Here is a 16,594-nt window from a genome sequence, read left to right on the forward strand (position 1 = left end):
GCCGCTCAGTTCCTGGCCCAGAATTTCCAGAACGGCTTCTTGGTGGCTTCTGCCGTTTCCTGCGGAGGCGGTTCCGGCGCGAAGGCCAGAGGATTCTGCGTCGGAACGGGGACATTGGCAGGTACAACCGCTGCAACAGCCGTCGCATTGTTTTGAGCAGGTGCTGCTGCCGGTGCCGGTGTTGCAGCAGCGGTCGCCGTCGCATTTGCCGCGGGTGCAGCGGGCTTCGACATCATTTCCTCAAGTTCGGCTACCTTGACCATGCGGCCTGCCTCCAGCGACGTGCCGGTCGGAGCATACGCGAGTTCACGGCCCTTGCGCTGCTTGGCGACGACGGCTTTACGCTCGGCTTCGGTTGGGTCGTACCAAGCCATGCCGTCGAATTTCCTTTCGGCCCTGGCGAAGTCGGTAGCGTATGTTTTGTTATAGGCAGCAAGTGCTGACGCCAGCGCTGGAGGCGTGGACATCGCTGGGCACTGGCCTGCCGGATTGAATGCGGCGCTGCCCTGCGCTAACTGCTGGTTGAAGACATATTTCTTCTCGCAGACATTCACTTCCGGCGGACGCTTGGTGACCTCGAAATTGTCGTAGCCGACCTTCAGCATCTTCCAGAAGTCATAGTTCTGGTTCAGGCGATGCTTGAACATGTTTTCCGCCGTCATGCGGAAGGGAAAAGCCTGCAGTTGAACGGTTGCCTGGCCGCCCTTGAAGGCATCACGCGCGAAAGCGTAGATTTCCAGAACCTGCTCGTCGGTCATCGAATAGCAGCCGGAAGACGAACATGCGCCGTGGATCATCAAGTCGGAGCCTGTGCGGCCATTGATGACGTCGTATCGGTTCGGAAAGCCGGTGTTGATCGCCAGATAATATTTGGAGTTCGGGTTCAGGTTCGCCCGTGTCAGGTTGTAGAAGCCCTCCGGCGCCTGCCGGTCGCCAGTCTTGACCTTCGGGCCCAGCCGGCCGGACCACGCGCAGATCTTGTAATCCGCGATCTTGTCGAAGCGGTTGTCCGTCTTTGCCTTCCAAACTTCGAGAGCGCCTTCTTCCTTGAAGATACGGATCATGATCGGGGAATTGCGGTCCATGCCTTTCGTTCTCATATCGGCGAGGATACGTGCCGGCAGAGGTTGCTCAACCTTGTTCTTGACCTTCGACAGATCAGTATGGGTGACGTCCAAAGCGTCGTTGCAGCCGGCAAGAACCAGCGCCATCAGAGAAACATAGGCAAAATGACGAATGCGCATTTCCCAACAAGCCCATTAAATCGATACGACCCGATCCGCGTCCATGGAGTCCGGGCGATCCCAGAATCATAGGCGGCTTATACTTCACAATTCCTTACCAGCCTATGACTTGCCCAAGGATATCCCGCAAGCGCGACTGTTACAGATAACATTATTGTGGCCAAGGTTTGGCCGCAATCCGGTCACGTATGCTGGGAGTTATGCGAGATTCCGGCCCATGGCGAGGAATTTCTGGCGGCGGTCGTTGCGCAGCTGTTCACCGGAACGCGGCGAAAGTTCGGCAAGGGCGCTGGCGATGACATCGCCGGTGGCGGCGATGACGCTTCCCGGATCGCGATGCGCGCCGCCGAGCGGTTCGGGAATGATGCCGTCAATGATGCTAAGCGACTTCAGGTCCTCGGCGGTGATCTTCATGTTGGTGGCTGCTTCCCTGGCGCGGGTCGAATCTCGCCATAGAATGGAGGCCGCGCCTTCCGGCGAGATCACGCTGTAGATCGAATGCTCGAGCATATAGACCTTGTTTCCGGTCGCGATCGCGATTGCGCCGCCGGAGCCCCCTTCGCCGATGATGACGGAGATGATCGGCACTTTCACGCCAAGGCACATTTCCGTCGAGCGCGCGATTGCCTCAGCCTGGCCGCGCTCTTCAGCGCCCACGCCTGGATAAGCGCCAGCGGTATCGACGAGGGTGACGACCGGAAGGCCGAAACGGTCAGCCATTTCAAGAATGCGGATCGCCTTGCGATAGCCTTCAGGGCGGGCGCTGCCGAAATTGTGCTTCAGTCGGCTCTTGGTATCGCTGCCCTTTTCCTGGCCTATGACGGCAATCGGCTGGCCGCGAAAGCGTGCAAGGCCTGCCTGGATCGCCGCGTCCTCGGAGAACTTGCGGTCGCCGGCGAGCGGCGTGAACTCCTGGAAGAGAATTTTTGCATAATCGACGAAGTGCGGGCGCTGCGGATGGCGAGCAACCTGCGTCTTTTGCCAGGCGTTGAGCTTGGAATAGATATCGACCATCGCTTCGCGAACGCGAACCTCCAGCCTGCCGACCTCATCGGACGTATCGATGCTCTCGTCTTCGGAAGCGAGCTTCTTCAGTTCGATGATCTTGCCTTCGAGGTCGGAGATCGGCTTTTCGAAGTCGAGATAGTTGTGCATGAGGTGCGTTTCCGTTCCTTGTGCCCGGGGCATCTTGCTGGCCTTGCCCCATGTCGCCGGTCCTATTCGTGCTTTTTCGCCTGTTTGGCAAGGGGGTGATGCGTCTGAACCAGTTGCTGCAGCCTTTCTTCAAGGACATGCGTATAGATCTGTGTCGTCGAAATGTCGGAATGTCCGAGGAGTTCTTGAACTACGCGAAGGTCGGCACCGTTAGCAAGAAGATGGCTTGCAAAGGCGTGACGCATGACGTGCGGCGAGATCATTGATGGCGTCAATCCGGCACGGATCGCGAGGTTTTTCAGCTCCCGGGCAAAAACCTGGCGGGGCAGATAGCCTTCCTTGGAGGCTGCCGGAAAAAGCCATGGACTATCAACCGGATCCTTCGTCTTGGCGTTCTCTTCTGCGAGCGACCGGCCATAGGCCTTGAGTGCAGCGATTGCCGATTGAGATAGAGGTACGAGCCGCTCCTTGTTGCCTTTACCGCGAATGATCAGGAAACGCCCTTCTTGGTCGAGAACGCGTGCCGGCAGCGAAACGAGCTCGCTGACGCGCATTCCTGTCGCGTAAAGCAGCTCCAGAAGCGCCAACATCCGCCGGCGCTGCAATTGGCCGTCCGCGGGATTGTTGGCTTCGGTTTCGGCTTGTGTCAGTAGTCGCGTCACCTCCTCGACGCCCATTGTCTTTGGCAGAGCTCGCGCCTTCTTCGGCGCGTCGAGAACGCCCGTCGGGTCATCTACCCGCAGGCCTTCGGCATAAAGGAACTTGTAGAATTGCCGCATGGCTGCCAGCCGGCGGGCCTGGGACGAGGACTTGAAGCCCCGTTTCGAGAGCGAGGAGAGGTAGGCAGCGAGATCGCCGGAGGCCGCTTCGGTCAGCCGCACGCTTTTGCCGTTCAGGAATGCATGGAGGTCGTCCAGATCGCGCTCGTAGGACTGCAGCGTGTTCACGGCAGCACCTCGCTCTGCACTCATCATCTCGAGAAAGGCTTCCACGTGGACGCGGCTCAGATCCTTCATCGGATCACTTCTTCGCCGGTTTGATCGTGCCAGTTGCCGGCGGGTTGATCCGTTCCGACGGGATGCGGATCGTCACGTCGCGCGGCTGTGGCTCCACGAAGGTCACGAGCGCCACCATCCCGCCATAAATCGCCCCAGCGATCATCGCCAGGACAGCCAATAGACGCAAGAGGGTCGGCATTTCGCAACTCCATGAGCTCTGCCTCTTTTATGAAGAAGCGGGTTTGCGTGCAAGAAGCGGCTTTTGAACCATGTTTCCCTGGTCCGCGACTTGACGCTACACCCGCATTTGTCGATACCGTTTGCAAACAAAATGTGAATGGACCGATGAGTGACCCAGTTCTGAAAGTGGGAGACAGCCTGAAAGACAGAGCTCGCGCCACGCTCGGGTCCCGCAATCTGATCCTCGTCGGCCTCATGGGGGCCGGCAAATCCTCCGTCGGCCGTATCGTCGCCCATCAGCTGGGTATTCCTTTCATCGACAGCGACGTAGAGATCGAGCGCGTCTCCCGAATGACCATCTCGGAGCTTTTCGCAGCTTATGGCGAAGATGAGTTCCGTGCGCTGGAAACACGCGTGATGAAGCGGTTGCTGAAAAATGGGCCGCGCGTGGTATCTACCGGAGGTGGCGCTTTCATCAATGATCGGACGCGCAAGCACATCAAGAAGAGCGGCCTTTCCGTCTGGCTGAAGGCCGATCTCGACGTGCTGTGGGAGCGGGTCAGCAAGCGCGACACGCGCCCGCTCCTGAAGACCGAGAATCCAAAGCAGACGCTCGAAAACCTGATGAACGCGCGATACCCGATCTATGCCGAAGCCGACATCACCGTGTTGTCGCGCGATGTGCGTAAGGAAGTCATGGCTGACGAAGTGTTGAAAGCCGTGATCGAAGCCCAAACCGAAAGTACCGAACCATGAATGCGATCACCTCCTCCGCCGAACGAAAGGTTCACGTACCGCTCGGTGAGCGCGCCTACGATATATTGATCGGGCCGGGCCTGATCGCGCGTGCTGGAGCGGAAATAGCGTCCCGGCTGAAGGGTCGCAAAGCTGCGATCATCACGGATGAGCATGTGGCGCCACTCTATCTCGAAGCTCTCGCAAAAAGCCTCGAAGGCTCGGGTATCATGTGCGCGCAGCTTGTGCTGCCCGCCGGCGAGAAGACGAAGAGCTTCGAGCATCTCATGATCGTCTGCGACAAGATCCTGGAGGCGCGCGTCGAGCGGAATGATTACGTCATTGCGCTTGGCGGCGGCGTTATAGGCGATCTTGCCGGCTTTGCCGCCGGCATCGTGCGTCGCGGCGTGCGCTTCGTGCAGGTGCCGACGTCGCTGCTTTCGCAGGTGGATTCTTCCGTCGGCGGCAAGACGGGCATCAACAGCCGACACGGCAAGAACCTTATCGGCGTCTTCCATCAGCCGGATCTGGTCCTTGCCGATACGGATGTTCTTAACTCTCTCAGCGAGCGCGAATTCCGTGCCGGCTATGCAGAAGTCGCGAAATACGGGCTTATCGACAAGCCGGATTTTTTCGCTTGGCTTGAAACAAACTGGAGCGCCGTCTTTGCCGGCGGCTCTGCGCGTATCGAGGCGATTGCCACAAGCTGTCAGGCGAAATCCGATGTCGTGGTCGCTGACGAGCGCGAGAACGGTCCGCGGGCGCTTCTCAATCTCGGCCATACTTTTGGGCACGCTCTGGAGGCGGCCACCGCCTATGAGAGTGCACGCCTGGTGCACGGTGAAGGCGTTTCGATCGGCATGGTCCTCGCGCATGAATTTTCCGCGCGCATGAATCTCGCAAGCCCTGATGACGCGAAGCGGGTTGAGAAACATCTGAAAGAGGTCGGCCTGCCGACGCGCATGTCCGATATTCCGGGCGCTCTTCCGCCGGCTGAAACGCTGCTCGACGCGATGGCGCAGGACAAGAAAGTGAAAAACGGCAAGTTCACCTTCATCCTGACGCACGGCATTGGCCGGTCGTTCATCGCCGATGACGTGCCGGCTTCCGAAGTGTTGGGCTTCCTCAAGCAAAAGCAGCCGCAATGACACTCGAAGGCACGCTGGCATTTCTTGCGGTTTACTGGCCGGAAATCGTTTCCATCGTGGCCCTCGTGCTGGTATCAGCCTTCTTCGTTGGTTCGGAGACTGCACTGACGGCGGTCTCTCGCAGCCGCATGCATACGCTCGAAGCCAACGGCGAAATGCGCGCCGGTCTTGTGCGCCAGCTGATCGAGCGGCGCGACCGGCTGATCGGGGCGCTGCTGATCGGCAACAACCTTGCAAACATCCTGTCTTCGTCTCTGGCGACTAGCTTGTTTCTCAGTCTCTTCGGCAGCCCGGGCGTGGCGCTTGCAACGCTTGCGATGACTGTGATCCTCGTCATTTTCGCGGAAGTTTTGCCGAAGAGCTGGGCGATCTCGTCGCCTGACCGTTTTGCATTGAGCGCGGCATTGCCAATCAAGCTCTTTGTCGCTGTCGTCGGCCCGATCTCATCTCTCGTCAATGCCGTCGTCCGCCGGATCCTGGGGAGCTTCGGCATCACACTATCGCGTGAAATCCCGATGCTGACGGCGCACGAGGAACTGCGCGGTACCGTCGATCTGTTGCATCGCGAGGGGGCGGTGGTGAAGGCTGACCGGGATCGTCTTGGCGGAATACTCGATCTTAGCCAGCTCGAACTCTCCGACATCATGGTCCACCGCACGGCGATGCGGGCGATCAATGCAGATGACGCGCCTGAGGTAGTGGTTCGCACGATCCTCGAGAGCCCCTATACCCGGATGCCGCTGTGGCGCGGCACGATCGACAACATCATCGGCGTCGTCCACGCAAAAGACTTGCTGCGCGCGCTGGCCGAGCCGAACGTGGAGCCGGAGAATCTCGATATCGTCAAGATTGCCCAGAAACCGTGGTTCGTGCCGGACAGCACAAATCTCGAAGATCAGCTCAATGCGTTCCTGCGCCGCAAGCAGCACTTCGCCGTCGTCGTCGATGAGTATGGTGAGGTGCAGGGCATCGTGACGCTCGAGGACATCCTGGAAGAGATCGTCGGCGATATTTCCGATGAGCACGACATCGATATGCAGGGCGTGCGCCAGGAATCCGACGGCTCGATCGTTGTCGATGGCAGTGTGCCGATCCGGGACCTGAACCGCGCGCTCGATTGGCAGTTGCCCGACGAAGAGGCGACGACGATCGCCGGCCTCGTCATCCATGAATCGATGACGATCCCGGAAGAGCGGCAGGCCTTCACTTTTTACGGCAAGCGCTTCATCGTCATGAAGCGCGAGAAGAACCGCATCACCAGGCTACGCATCCGTCCTGCTGCGGAGAACGAGACCAAACCGCTGTGAATCTTATCCGGTCGCTCCGTGGCTGGTGAGCAGACGCAGGATTTGCACTTCTTTCGGCAGTTCGATCAAAAATTCGCTGTCGCGTTCGAGGTGATGGATCTTCGTGGGATCGGTGCCGGCAAAGGTGCTCATCGCCTCGATATTCTCCCAATAAGATATCGTCACGAATTCGCTTTCCGTGTCGCGGTCTTCGCGAAAAGTCTGGACGCCAAGTGCTTTCTCAATCAGCGGCTTGATGCCCGCTTCGTAGTTATAGGCTTCGTACTCGTCAGCCTTGGCTCTTGGCGTACGTCCGCGCCAGATGCGGGCAATCGTCGGCTTCGTCATCCCTGTTTCCTCCTTGGTGAAAGGAGGGCAAACGCTTATTTGAGGGACGTGTTCCTACCAGCTGGTTGCTTCGCCGGGTGCGGCGAGCTCTACGGCGAGCGCATGCAGCCCTGCGTCAAGTTCCGGCTTCAGCAGTTCGGTGACGGCGCGGTGGCGGGCGAGCCTCGTCATTCCTGCAAACTTGGCTGAGACGATGCGCACGCGCATGTGCGTTTCACCGGTGCCGGTGAAACCCGGCTGATGGCCGGCATGCAGGCGGCTTTCGTTGATGACGCTCAGGCGCTCGGGCGCAAAAGCTTCGGTCAGTTTTTCTTCGATGCGGGTCTCAAGGGTCACGATTTCGTCCAGTTGCTTCGCAAAAAGGGGGTTCCCACCAAGCCAGCAACATTCGTGTTTGTCAATTCTTGTCGTCGCTTCGCGGCAGGCCCATAATTAGCGCCGTCATGAGACTCGATTCCAAATATTTCGATCGCATCCGCACCCGCCGCAAACGCGAGCAGGAAACCGAGCAGGCTCCTCCGACCTGCCAGTGGGACGGCTGTGATAAAAAAGGCGTGCATCGCGCGCCTGTCGGACGCAATGCCGAAGGGCAGTTCTTTCTTTTCTGCTTCGAGCACGTCAAGGAATACAACAAGGGCTACAATTATTTTTCCGGCCTCTCGGACGGCGAAATCGCCCGCTACCAGAAGGAGGCGGTCACCGGGCATCGTCCGACCTGGACCGTCGGCGTCAACAAGGCGGCGAAGGACAGCCCGCTGCATTCGGACATCCGCTCCGGCGCCTATAGCCGTGTGCGCGATCCCTTCGGTTTCGTCAGCGGCGCCAAGGGCAGCGGTCCGCGTTTTCCCGAGCAACGCAAGTTGAAGAGCCTGGAGGCCAAGGCCTTCGATACGATGGGGCTGCAGGCAAGTGCCACCTCTGCCGAGATCAAGACCCGCTACAAGGAATTGGTCAAGAAGCATCATCCCGATGCCAACGGCGGCGACCGCGGTTCCGAAGAGCGCTTCCGCGCCGTCATCCAGGCCTATCAATTGTTGAAGCAGAACGGTTTTTGTTAATTCCTGTCCTTGCTCTCCGCCTTCAATCGGGTATGGTCCAAATCGGCTGAGGCCGCAGGCAACCGCGGCATGCATCTGTGCGTTTTGCCAACGCCGCCTTTGCCAACCTTCCGGACGCGGCGTTTCTTGTCCGGGACTTTGTTCCAGAATGCTCGCAAGCGGTCATTATCCCGCCGAGGTTTCGCTTCAGTCCCGGAGAGGTATCGCCGACGTTCCCACCTTGAACGGGCGCAGAACAAAGCTGCGGCGTCATGGTTGCGAAATGGCCTGAGATAGTATGGCCGGGTGGAAGCACCCGCCTTGGAGACATGATGAGCAAGATTGACCTTGATATTTCCGAGCTTCCAGACACTACCGTTTCGGTCAGGGAGGTCTTCGGGATCGATTCCGATATCCGCGTGCCGGCTTACAGCAAGGGCGATGCCTACGTTCCGGACCTGGATAACGACTATCTTTTCGACCGCGAGACGACGCTCGCCATTCTTGCAGGTTTTGCCCACAACCGCCGCGTCATGATCTCCGGCTACCACGGCACCGGTAAATCCTCTCACATCGAGCAGGTCGCTGCCCGCCTCAATTGGCCCTGCGTGCGCATCAACCTCGACAGCCACGTCAGCCGTATCGATCTCGTCGGCAAGGACGCGATCGTCGTCAAGGACGGCCTTCAGGTCACGGAATTCAAGGACGGCATCCTGCCCTGGGCCTATCAGCACAATGTCGCGCTCGTCTTCGATGAATATGACGCCGGTCGTCCGGACGTCATGTTCGTCATCCAGCGCGTGCTGGAATCTTCAGGCCGCCTGACGCTGCTCGATCAGAGCCGAGTCATTCGTCCGCATCCGGCCTTCCGCCTCTTTGCGACGGCAAACACCATCGGCCTCGGCGATACCACCGGCCTCTATCATGGCACGCAGCAGATCAACCAGGCGCAGATGGACCGCTGGTCGATCGTCACCACGTTGAACTACCTGCCGCACGACCATGAAGTGAACATCGTCACCGCCAAGGTGAAAAGCTTCCAGAAGGACAAGAACGGCCGCGATACCGTTTCCAAGATGGTCCGCGTCGCCGATCTGACACGCGCTTCCTTCATGAACGGCGATCTGTCGACTGTCATGAGCCCGCGTACGGTCATCACCTGGGCCGAAAACGCCGATATCTTCGGCGACCTCGCCTTCGCCTTCCGCGTCACCTTCCTCAACAAGTGCGACGAGCTGGAGCGTCCGCTGGTCGCCGAGCACTATCAGCGCGCCTTTGGTGTCGAGCTCAAGGAGAGCGCAGCCAACATCGTGCTGGAGGCTTAAGGCCCGTCGATCATGGCATCACGTGGTGACAATTCGAAAGCAAGACCAAACGGCCCGGTCGACGTCGAGCCCTTGCGGCGCGCGATAACCGGCTGCGTGCGCGCGATTGCAGGCGACGGCGAGGTCGAGGTGACTTTTGCCAACGAGCGCCCCGGCATGACGGCTGAGCGTATTCGGCTACCCGAGCTTTCCAAGCGGCCAACGGCGCATGAGCTGGCGGTGACGCGCGGTCTAGGCGACTCCATGGCGCTTCGGCTTGCCTGCCACGATGAAAAAGTGCACGCGACGATGGCGCCGCAGGGCTCGGACGCGCGTGCGATCTTCGATGCCGTCGAGCAGGCTCGAGTCGAATCGATCGGCACGCTGCGCATGGAGGGGGTGGCTTCGAACCTGCGTTCGATGACCGAGGAGAAGTACTCCAAGGCGAATTTCACCGGCATCGAGCGGCAGGAGGATGCGCCGATCGGCGAGGCCGTCGCCATGATGGTGCGTGAGAAGCTGACCGGCCAGAAGCCGCCCGCCTCCGCGGGAAAGGTTCTCGATCTCTGGCGGTCCTTCATAGAGGAGAAGGCGGGTTCCGAACTCGATGACCTTACAAGCGTCATCAACGACCAGCAGGCTTTCTCGAAGGTGATCCGCCACCTGCTCTCCGCTATGGAAATGGCGGAAGAATACGGCGACGACGACAGCGAACCCGATGAGGACAACGAGCAGGATCAGGAAGACCAGCCGAACGGCGACGAGTCAAATCAGGACGAGGTCGATGATGACGCAGGCACCGATGCCGCGCCGGTCGAAGATAGCGAAGTTGCCGACGAGCAGATGGAGGACGGCGAGACCGAAGGCGCCGAGATCTCCGACGACGACATGATGGAAGAGGGCGAGGACGATTCGGAAACACCGGGCGAAACCCGTCGTCCAAACACGCCCTTTGCCGATTTCAACGAGAAGGTCGACTATCACGTCTTTACCGAAGAGTTCGACGAGATCATCACCGCCGAGGAGCTTTGCGACGCTGCCGAGCTGGAGCGCCTGCGCGCCTTCCTCGACAAGCAGCTCGCGCACCTGCAGGGCGCTGTCGGCCGGCTCGCAAATCGATTGCAGCGTCGCCTGATGGCGCAACAGAACCGCTCCTGGGACTTCGATCTGGAAGAGGGCTATCTCGATACCGCCCGCCTGCAGCGCATCATCATCGATCCGATGCAGCCGCTTTCCTTCAAGATGGAGCGGGACACGCAGTTCCGCGACACGGTCGTGACGCTGCTGATCGACAATTCTGGCTCCATGCGCGGGCGCCCGATCACCGTTGCTGCCACCTGCGCCGATATTCTGGCCCGCACGCTGGAGCGTTGCGGCGTCAAGGTCGAGATCCTTGGCTTCACGACCAAGGCCTGGAAGGGCGGGCAGGCGCGCGAGAGCTGGCTTGCCGGCGGCAAGCCGCAGACGCCCGGCCGCCTCAACGACCTGCGTCACATCATCTACAAGTCCGCAGACGCGCCGTGGCGCCGTGCGCGCACCAATCTCGGCCTGATGATGCGCGAAGGGCTGCTGAAGGAAAATATCGACGGCGAGGCGCTGATCTGGGCGCATAATCGTCTTCTTGCTCGCCGCGAACAGCGCCGCATCCTGATGATGATCTCCGACGGTGCGCCGGTCGACGACTCTACGCTTTCGGTCAATCCCGGCAATTACCTCGAGCGTCATCTGCGCGCCGTGATCGAGCAGATCGAGACCCGGTCGCCGGTCGAACTGCTTGCGATCGGCATCGGCCACGACGTGACGCGCTATTATCGCCGCGCCGTGACCATCGTCGACGCGGATGAGCTTGCGGGCGCGATGACCGAGCAGCTTGCCTCGCTCTTCGAAGATCAGGCAGCGCAGCCGCGTGGCGCCCGTTTGCGACGCGCAAGCTGATGGCGAAAGGAACCGGCGCTTAATGATCCGTCTGTCCCGCTCGGCTTTGCTTGTTCTTTTCCTCGCTGGGGATGCTTCGATCGCGGTTGCGCGCGAGAGCGTGGATATCAGCAGCCGCGTCATCTCGACCTTCAAGATTGGTTCCAGCGAGACGAGATTCGGGCCGCTGGAATTCCTTGGCGGGCTGGAAATGGTGTCCGGCAACCGGCTTTTTGGGTCTTGGTCGGCGATCCGTTTCGTGCCGGACCGGAGGCATTTCGTTGGTGTGCTTGATACCGGCCACTGGCTGACCGGCAGCATCGAGCGCGACCAGCAGGGAAGGCTTTCCGGTTTGTCCGGTGTTGAAATCACGCCTATGAAAAACCGGAGCGGGACCACTTTCGAGGGGAAGGGGCGCATGGATGCCGAGGGTCTTGCCCTCAAGGGCGACCAGGTTCTGGTTTCCTTCGAACAAGACCATCGGGTCGAAGCCTACCCCGATCCTGGGTTCGAGACCTCGTCATCGGTTGGCTCGATCCCCATTCTCGTGCCGATACGGTCGTTGCGAAGCGGCCGCGGCTTCGAGACGCTAGCGGTGGCTCCACCCGAGAGCGCTTTGAAGGGCGCTGCCGTCATCATTTCGGAAGAGAGCCGGGATCAGAAGGGGAATATCTACGGCGCAATCCTATCCGGGCCGCTCAAGGGCCGCTTCGCGGTCACGCGCAACGGTGATTTCGATCCGACCGATGGTGCGTTTCTGCCGGACGGCGATCTTTTGCTTCTGGAGCGTCGTTTCAACATCGCCAACGGCATCGCTATGCGGATCCGGCGCATCACTGCGGCAGAGATCAGGCCGGACGCCGTCGCCGATGGCGACATTTTGTTGACGGCCGATTTCGGTTACCAGATCGACAACATGGAAGGCCTGGACAGTTTTCAGGCGCCGGATGGCAGCACGCATGTGATCATCGTTTCCGATGACAACCACTCCATTTTGGAGCGGAACCTCATGCTGGAATTTCGTCTCACTGAGTAAATGGCTTTTTCGAAGGCCGCCCGCTGCCGATCAGCTTGCGCGGGCCGGCTGCATCGGCCGCAGCACGTTCATGAGTGCACCGTAGGGCAGCAGCATGACGAGGCCCATGATCATCTTCACCGAGAAATCGCTGATCGCCCAGGAAATCCAGCGCGGCGCCTGAGCGGCCATTGCACCGAGGATCGGGGCCCGCTCCAACGCAAACGGATCGTTCGGGCCGAGGAAGACGAAGAATGCGGCAAAGGCGAAGGAGAAGAAGATCGCCGTGTCGAGCGCCGAGCCGATCAGCGAGCCGACGAGCGGCGCACGCCACCAGGTCTGGCGGCGAAGGCGATTGAAGACAGCGATATCGAGCAGCTGGCCGGCGAGGTAAGCAGAACCGGAGGCGATCGCGATGCGCGGCACTGATGTGAAGAAGGAAAGCCCGATGCCGACGACAAAGCCGGCGAGCACGACCTTTCGCGCTACCTGAGGACCGAACTGGCGATTCGTGAGATCGGTGATCAGGAAAGCGACCGGATAGCTGAACGCACCCCAGGTCAGGATATCGGCGAGGTTGATGCCGGCGACTTCCGCGTTCACGGGAAACTGGACGAGGAAGTTGGAAGCCACGACGACGAGCGTCATCAGAGCGATGTAGAGGAGGGTATAGCGGGTCTTCAGCATTTTTTTATCCTGGGTGATGCCACCAGTTGGGTTATCGGGCCGGCAAAGCAAAAGGCTTGTCCGGTATTAGCCGTGCAAGCCTTTGAAGCCGTATGGAAGAAGGTGTCGAAGCTTATGCGGCTTCGGCGGTCTTCTTGACAATCTGACGGCGCAGAAGACGGGCGCGCATCGACAGTTCGTTTTCGCTTGCCTTGATCAGGAAGGCATCGAGGCCACCACGATGCTCGACGGAGCGCAGCGCAGCAGCTGAAACACGCAGACGGTAGCGCTGGCCGAGAGCGTCGGAGATCAGCGTAACCTGGCACAGGTTCGGCAGGAACCGGCGCTTGGTCTTGTTGTTGGCATGGCTGACATTGTTACCAGTCAGGACGGCCTTGCCGGTCAATTCGCACACGCGGGACATTGAACACCTATTCTTGTTTTTCTAGGCCATCGAATTACCATGCCCCGGCAAACGCGGGTCTGCAATCCAACAGGCCATAATTGGAAAGTTGCGGTTCTATAGTCAGACCGGCCGCCCGCGTCAAGCCAAACCTTGGCCTTTCCCGCAATTCTGTCAAAAAGCTCGTGTTTGCTTCTATGCGCGGCAGGAGTATAGACCGCTTGTGCAGGGCATTGTCTGCCCTTGAAAAAGGCTCTCTTCATGGCTCATCTGGGCAGGCGGATTTTCCTATCGTCAATTGCAGCGCTGATGTCCATCCCGGCCGGCGCAAGCGAGATCCGTCATCGTACGGAATATAGAGTTGCTCTTGGAATCCTGCCAATTGCGCGCGCCGCCTTCGTTACCCAGATCGACGATGATCAGCGCTACCAGGTTTCAGGCAATATCAGTTCGGCGGGCCTTGCCGATCTTGTGACGAACATTGCTGCGAAAACCAACGTCACCGGTGTCCTGCGCAACGACCGACTGCAAGCGCAGCGCTACTACCTCTATTACAAGAGTGGCAAACGCGCGCGTACCTACGAAGTCCGCTACAGAAACGGCGATATCGTCTCCACGACCGTGAAGCCGGAACGGCGCCAGCCACGCAACTGGGTCGATGTCAAGCCAGGCGATATGCGCTCCGTGCTTGATCCCATCTCCGGGTTGATCTTCCCGGCGGATACGAAACTCTGCTCGCAGCGCCTGCCGATCTATGACGGCGAGATGCGCATGGACCTTGTGCTTTCGCCAAAGGGATCCCAGGATTTCAAGACGGATGGGTTTTCCGGCAAGGCAACGGTCTGCGGCGTGCGTTTCGTGCCCAGGTCTGGCTACAGGAAAGGCCGCAAGGATATCGATTATCTGAGCAGAAGCGGCAACATGGAAATCTGGTTTGCAAAGGCGGATACGGCCAACGTATATGCTCCGGTCTATGTTCGCATTCCGACGCAGTACGGAACGGTGACGATTACCGCGGTGAAATACCGTGCAAACTGACGGAGCTGGTCTGCGTGAAGGGGGACAGGTGAAGCTTCGGGCGACATTGATCGGGTTCACGGCCATTCTGATGTGGTCGTTTCTGGCGCTCTTCACCGCTGCATCCGGCAAGATGCCGCCGTTCCAGCTTTCGGCGATCTGCTTTGCGATCGGCAGCATCCCGGGCATTGCCGTTTTGATCCTCAACCCGTCTCGCGTGGCGCTCCTGAGGCAGCCGGCAAAGGTCTGGATCATCGGCATCGCCGGCCTCTTCGGCTATCACTTCCTCTATTTCACCGCGCTTCGGAACGCGCCGGCCGTGGAGGCCGGCTTGATTGCCTATCTCTGGCCGCTGCTGATTGTCGTCGGCTCGGCGCTGCTGCCGGGCGAGCGGTTGCGCTGGTATCATGTGGCAGGCGCGCTCGCCGGGCTCTGCGGCACTTTCCTAATCGTCGGCCGCAACGGCATCGATTTCGACGGTGCCTATGCGATCGGCTACGGCGCTGCCTTCCTTTGCGCCTTCACCTGGTCCGGCTATTCGCTCCTGACGCGGCGCTTCGATGCGGTCTCGACCGATGTCGTTACCGGCTTCTGCCTTGCGACATCCATTCTGTCGTTCTTCTGCCATCTCGGGTTGGAAACAACCCTTTGGCCGGAAACGGCTTTCGAATGGATCGCCGTTGGCGGGCTCGGTCTCTTCCCGGTCGGCGCTGCGTTCTATGCCTGGGATTACGGCGTCAAGAACGGCGACATCCAGATCCTCGGCGCGGCAAGTTATGCAGCGCCGTTGCTTTCGACGCTCATCCTGACGATATTCGGCTTTGCCGAGCCAAGCTGGCGCATTGCGCTTGCCTGTCTGCTGGTCACCGGCGGTGCAGTGCTTGCGGCTCAGGAAATGTTCCGCCGTAAAAGCGTCGCAAAACAGGTTGCGGCGGCGGCTGAATAGGTCTCAGCCGCCCGGTTTCCAATCCATCGGTGCCATTTCGAATTTCGAGAACTCGAAGCCCGGCGCCACCGTACAGCCAACGAGCGTGTATTCGCCAAGCGTTTCTGCCGATTGCCACCAGTTTGCCGGAATGATTGCTTGCGGACGCTCACCATTTGCCAGGTCGATGCCGAGCATCAAGGTTTCGCTTTCCGCGCCGTCTGCGGACCTGTGGAGTGCCAAGGGCGCACCGGCGTAATAATGCCAGACCTCCGCCGCATCGTGAACGCGATGCCAGTGCGAACGTTGCCCGGCTTTCAGCAGATAGTAGATTGCCGTCGAGTGCCCTCGATCCTTGCCATTGCCATCGCGAAACGTCTGCACGTACCAGCCGCCTTCCGGATGCGGCTGCATCGAAAGCGCCTCTATAATATCGTCGGGAGACATCAGAAATTGTCCTTGCGCCTGCGGATCTCCGCAAAGACTTCCTCGTTCGTCTTGCTTTCCATCAGGAGATTGCGGCGGATGGCGGGATCGGCAGCGCGAAGAAAAGGGTTGGTTTCCTTTTCCAGGCCCAGCGTCGTCGGGATCGTGAACCTGCCTTCGGCGCGCAGAGCCTCGATCTCCGCAGCACGCGTCTTCAGCCGCTCGTTGTCCGGATCGATCGTCAAAGCGAAACGAGCGTTCGAAAGCGTATATTCATGGCCGAAATAGATCGCCGTCTCGTCTGGCAGCACGGCCAGCTTCTGCAGCGAATGCCACATATCCGCGGCCGGGCGCTCCAAGAGGCGGCCGCAGCCCAGTGCAAAGAGCGTATCGGCGGCAAAAAGCAGCTTGTCGTCAGCGAAATGGTAACAGATATGGCCGACGGTATGGCCCGGCGTTTCGATGACGTTGACCATATGGTCGCCGAAGGGAAAGCTATCGCCATCGGCCATCGATTTGTCGAGGCCGGGAATTGCCACGGCTTCGTTGACCGGACCGATGATCTCGCAGCCGAATTGCTCCTTCAACGCCAGATTGCCTTCGACGTGGTCGGTGTGGTGATGCGTGGCGAAGATGTGCGAAATCTTCCAGCCGCGCCGTTTAGCAGCCGCTGCCACGGCCGCCTCTTCCGGCGCGTCGATCGATGCCGTCAGCCCGGACTCCGGATCATGCACGAGAACGCCGAAATTATCGGATCGGCAAAGAAAAACTTCTAATTCCAAAGGTTTCATTG

General features: G+C 59.6%; 19 protein-coding genes. 9 read left to right on the plus strand and 10 right to left on the minus strand.

Annotation, left to right across the window (positions count from 1 at the left end; translation table 11 throughout):
* Positions 1 to 5 precede the first annotated feature (5 nt).
* The 4 genes from ACZ9DP_RS15345 to ACZ9DP_RS15360 all read right to left on the minus strand — a co-directional run bounded on the left by ACZ9DP_RS15345 (position 6) and on the right by ACZ9DP_RS15360 (position 3,596).
* Entirely contained in the window at positions 6 to 1,244 is a 1,239-nt protein-coding gene (locus ACZ9DP_RS15345; protein ID WP_074069864.1) for a L,D-transpeptidase family protein, read from the minus strand.
* Positions 1,245 to 1,442: 198 nt separating this feature from the next.
* Positions 1,443 to 2,399, minus strand: a complete 957-nt coding sequence (locus tag ACZ9DP_RS15350) for an acetyl-CoA carboxylase carboxyltransferase subunit alpha (RefSeq protein ID WP_074069863.1) — start codon at positions 2,397 to 2,399, stop codon at positions 1,443 to 1,445.
* 62 nt (positions 2,400 to 2,461) lie between these two features.
* Positions 2,462 to 3,415 (minus strand): site-specific tyrosine recombinase XerD, encoded by a 954-nt coding sequence (gene xerD / locus ACZ9DP_RS15355; protein ID WP_194728343.1) that lies wholly within the window; start codon positions 3,413 to 3,415, stop codon positions 2,462 to 2,464.
* Between the two features lie 4 nt (positions 3,416 to 3,419).
* On the minus strand, positions 3,420 to 3,596 hold the full coding sequence (locus ACZ9DP_RS15360; RefSeq protein ID WP_022718059.1) for a hypothetical protein: 177 nt from the start codon (positions 3,594 to 3,596) through the stop codon (positions 3,420 to 3,422).
* A gap of 146 nt (positions 3,597 to 3,742) precedes the next feature.
* On the opposite strand from ACZ9DP_RS15360, the gene ACZ9DP_RS15365 reads away from it, so the two are divergent.
* From ACZ9DP_RS15365 to ACZ9DP_RS15375, 3 genes are read left to right on the plus strand one after another with little or no spacing between them, the layout of a single operon-like run.
* Complete coding sequence (locus tag ACZ9DP_RS15365; RefSeq protein WP_194730246.1) at positions 3,743 to 4,333, plus strand: shikimate kinase; 591 nt, start codon at positions 3,743 to 3,745, stop codon at positions 4,331 to 4,333.
* Complete coding sequence (aroB, locus tag ACZ9DP_RS15370) at positions 4,330 to 5,460, plus strand: 3-dehydroquinate synthase (protein ID WP_476202809.1); 1,131 nt, start codon at positions 4,330 to 4,332, stop codon at positions 5,458 to 5,460. The genes ACZ9DP_RS15365 and aroB overlap by 4 nt, the downstream gene beginning before the upstream one ends.
* Positions 5,457 to 6,767 carry an HlyC/CorC family transporter gene (locus tag ACZ9DP_RS15375; protein WP_476202810.1) on the plus strand — a complete coding sequence of 437 codons (1,311 nt, stop codon included), beginning with the start codon at positions 5,457 to 5,459 and terminating at the stop codon, positions 6,765 to 6,767. Before aroB ends, ACZ9DP_RS15375 begins: the two co-directional genes overlap by 4 nt.
* 3 nt (positions 6,768 to 6,770) lie before the next feature.
* On the opposite strand, the gene ACZ9DP_RS15380 is transcribed toward ACZ9DP_RS15375, so the two are convergent.
* Positions 6,771 to 7,094 (minus strand): antibiotic biosynthesis monooxygenase family protein, encoded by a 324-nt coding sequence (locus ACZ9DP_RS15380; RefSeq protein WP_074069858.1) that lies wholly within the window; start codon positions 7,092 to 7,094, stop codon positions 6,771 to 6,773.
* Between the two features lie 54 nt (positions 7,095 to 7,148).
* Positions 7,149 to 7,433, minus strand: coding sequence for a BolA family protein (locus tag ACZ9DP_RS15385; RefSeq protein WP_028740097.1), 285 nt, complete (start codon positions 7,431 to 7,433; stop codon positions 7,149 to 7,151).
* A gap of 104 nt (positions 7,434 to 7,537) precedes the next feature.
* On the opposite strand from ACZ9DP_RS15385, the gene ACZ9DP_RS15390 reads away from it, so the two are divergent.
* From ACZ9DP_RS15390 to ACZ9DP_RS15405, 4 genes are all read left to right on the plus strand, one after another.
* Positions 7,538 to 8,152 (plus strand): J domain-containing protein, encoded by a 615-nt coding sequence (locus ACZ9DP_RS15390; RefSeq protein WP_074069857.1) that lies wholly within the window; start codon positions 7,538 to 7,540, stop codon positions 8,150 to 8,152.
* A gap of 311 nt (positions 8,153 to 8,463) precedes the next feature.
* Complete coding sequence (gene cobS / locus ACZ9DP_RS15395) at positions 8,464 to 9,456, plus strand: cobaltochelatase subunit CobS (protein WP_022718065.1); 993 nt, start codon at positions 8,464 to 8,466, stop codon at positions 9,454 to 9,456.
* Between the two features lie 12 nt (positions 9,457 to 9,468).
* Positions 9,469 to 11,370, plus strand: coding sequence for a cobaltochelatase subunit CobT (gene cobT / locus ACZ9DP_RS15400; RefSeq protein ID WP_476202812.1), 1,902 nt, complete (start codon positions 9,469 to 9,471; stop codon positions 11,368 to 11,370).
* A 22-nt stretch (positions 11,371 to 11,392) separates the two neighbouring features.
* Positions 11,393 to 12,385, plus strand: a complete 993-nt coding sequence (locus tag ACZ9DP_RS15405) for an esterase-like activity of phytase family protein (protein ID WP_476202813.1) — start codon at positions 11,393 to 11,395, stop codon at positions 12,383 to 12,385.
* Positions 12,386 to 12,415: 30 nt separating this feature from the next.
* Here the strand turns inward: ACZ9DP_RS15405 and ACZ9DP_RS15410 are convergent, their stop codons facing one another.
* Both ACZ9DP_RS15410 and rpmB read right to left on the minus strand, forming a co-directional pair.
* A complete protein-coding gene (locus ACZ9DP_RS15410) occupies positions 12,416 to 13,051 on the minus strand; it encodes a queuosine precursor transporter (RefSeq protein WP_476202814.1) in 636 nt (211 codons plus the stop codon).
* A 112-nt stretch (positions 13,052 to 13,163) separates the two neighbouring features.
* Positions 13,164 to 13,454 (minus strand): 50S ribosomal protein L28, encoded by a 291-nt coding sequence (gene rpmB, locus ACZ9DP_RS15415; RefSeq protein ID WP_022718069.1) that lies wholly within the window; start codon positions 13,452 to 13,454, stop codon positions 13,164 to 13,166.
* Positions 13,455 to 13,694: 240 nt separating this feature from the next.
* Between rpmB and ACZ9DP_RS15420 the strand changes: the two genes are divergently transcribed.
* Entirely contained in the window at positions 13,695 to 14,471 is a 777-nt protein-coding gene (locus ACZ9DP_RS15420) for a DUF3108 domain-containing protein (RefSeq protein WP_074069852.1), read from the plus strand.
* Between the two features lie 28 nt (positions 14,472 to 14,499).
* The gene (yddG, locus tag ACZ9DP_RS15425) at positions 14,500 to 15,396 is read left to right on the plus strand and encodes an aromatic amino acid exporter YddG (protein WP_476205381.1); all 897 of its coding nucleotides are present in this window, start codon (positions 14,500 to 14,502) and stop codon (positions 15,394 to 15,396) included.
* Positions 15,397 to 15,399: 3 nt separating this feature from the next.
* Here the strand turns inward: yddG and ACZ9DP_RS15430 are convergent, their stop codons facing one another.
* Both ACZ9DP_RS15430 and gloB read right to left on the minus strand, forming a co-directional pair.
* On the minus strand, positions 15,400 to 15,822 hold the full coding sequence (locus ACZ9DP_RS15430) for a cupin domain-containing protein (RefSeq protein ID WP_074069850.1): 423 nt from the start codon (positions 15,820 to 15,822) through the stop codon (positions 15,400 to 15,402).
* Positions 15,822 to 16,592, minus strand: a complete 771-nt coding sequence (gloB, locus tag ACZ9DP_RS15435; RefSeq protein ID WP_194728337.1) for a hydroxyacylglutathione hydrolase — start codon at positions 16,590 to 16,592, stop codon at positions 15,822 to 15,824. The genes ACZ9DP_RS15430 and gloB overlap by 1 nt, the downstream gene beginning before the upstream one ends.
* Positions 16,593 to 16,594 lie beyond the last annotated feature (2 nt).

The sequence above is a fragment of the Rhizobium sp. USDA 4016 genome, from assembly GCF_056279705.1.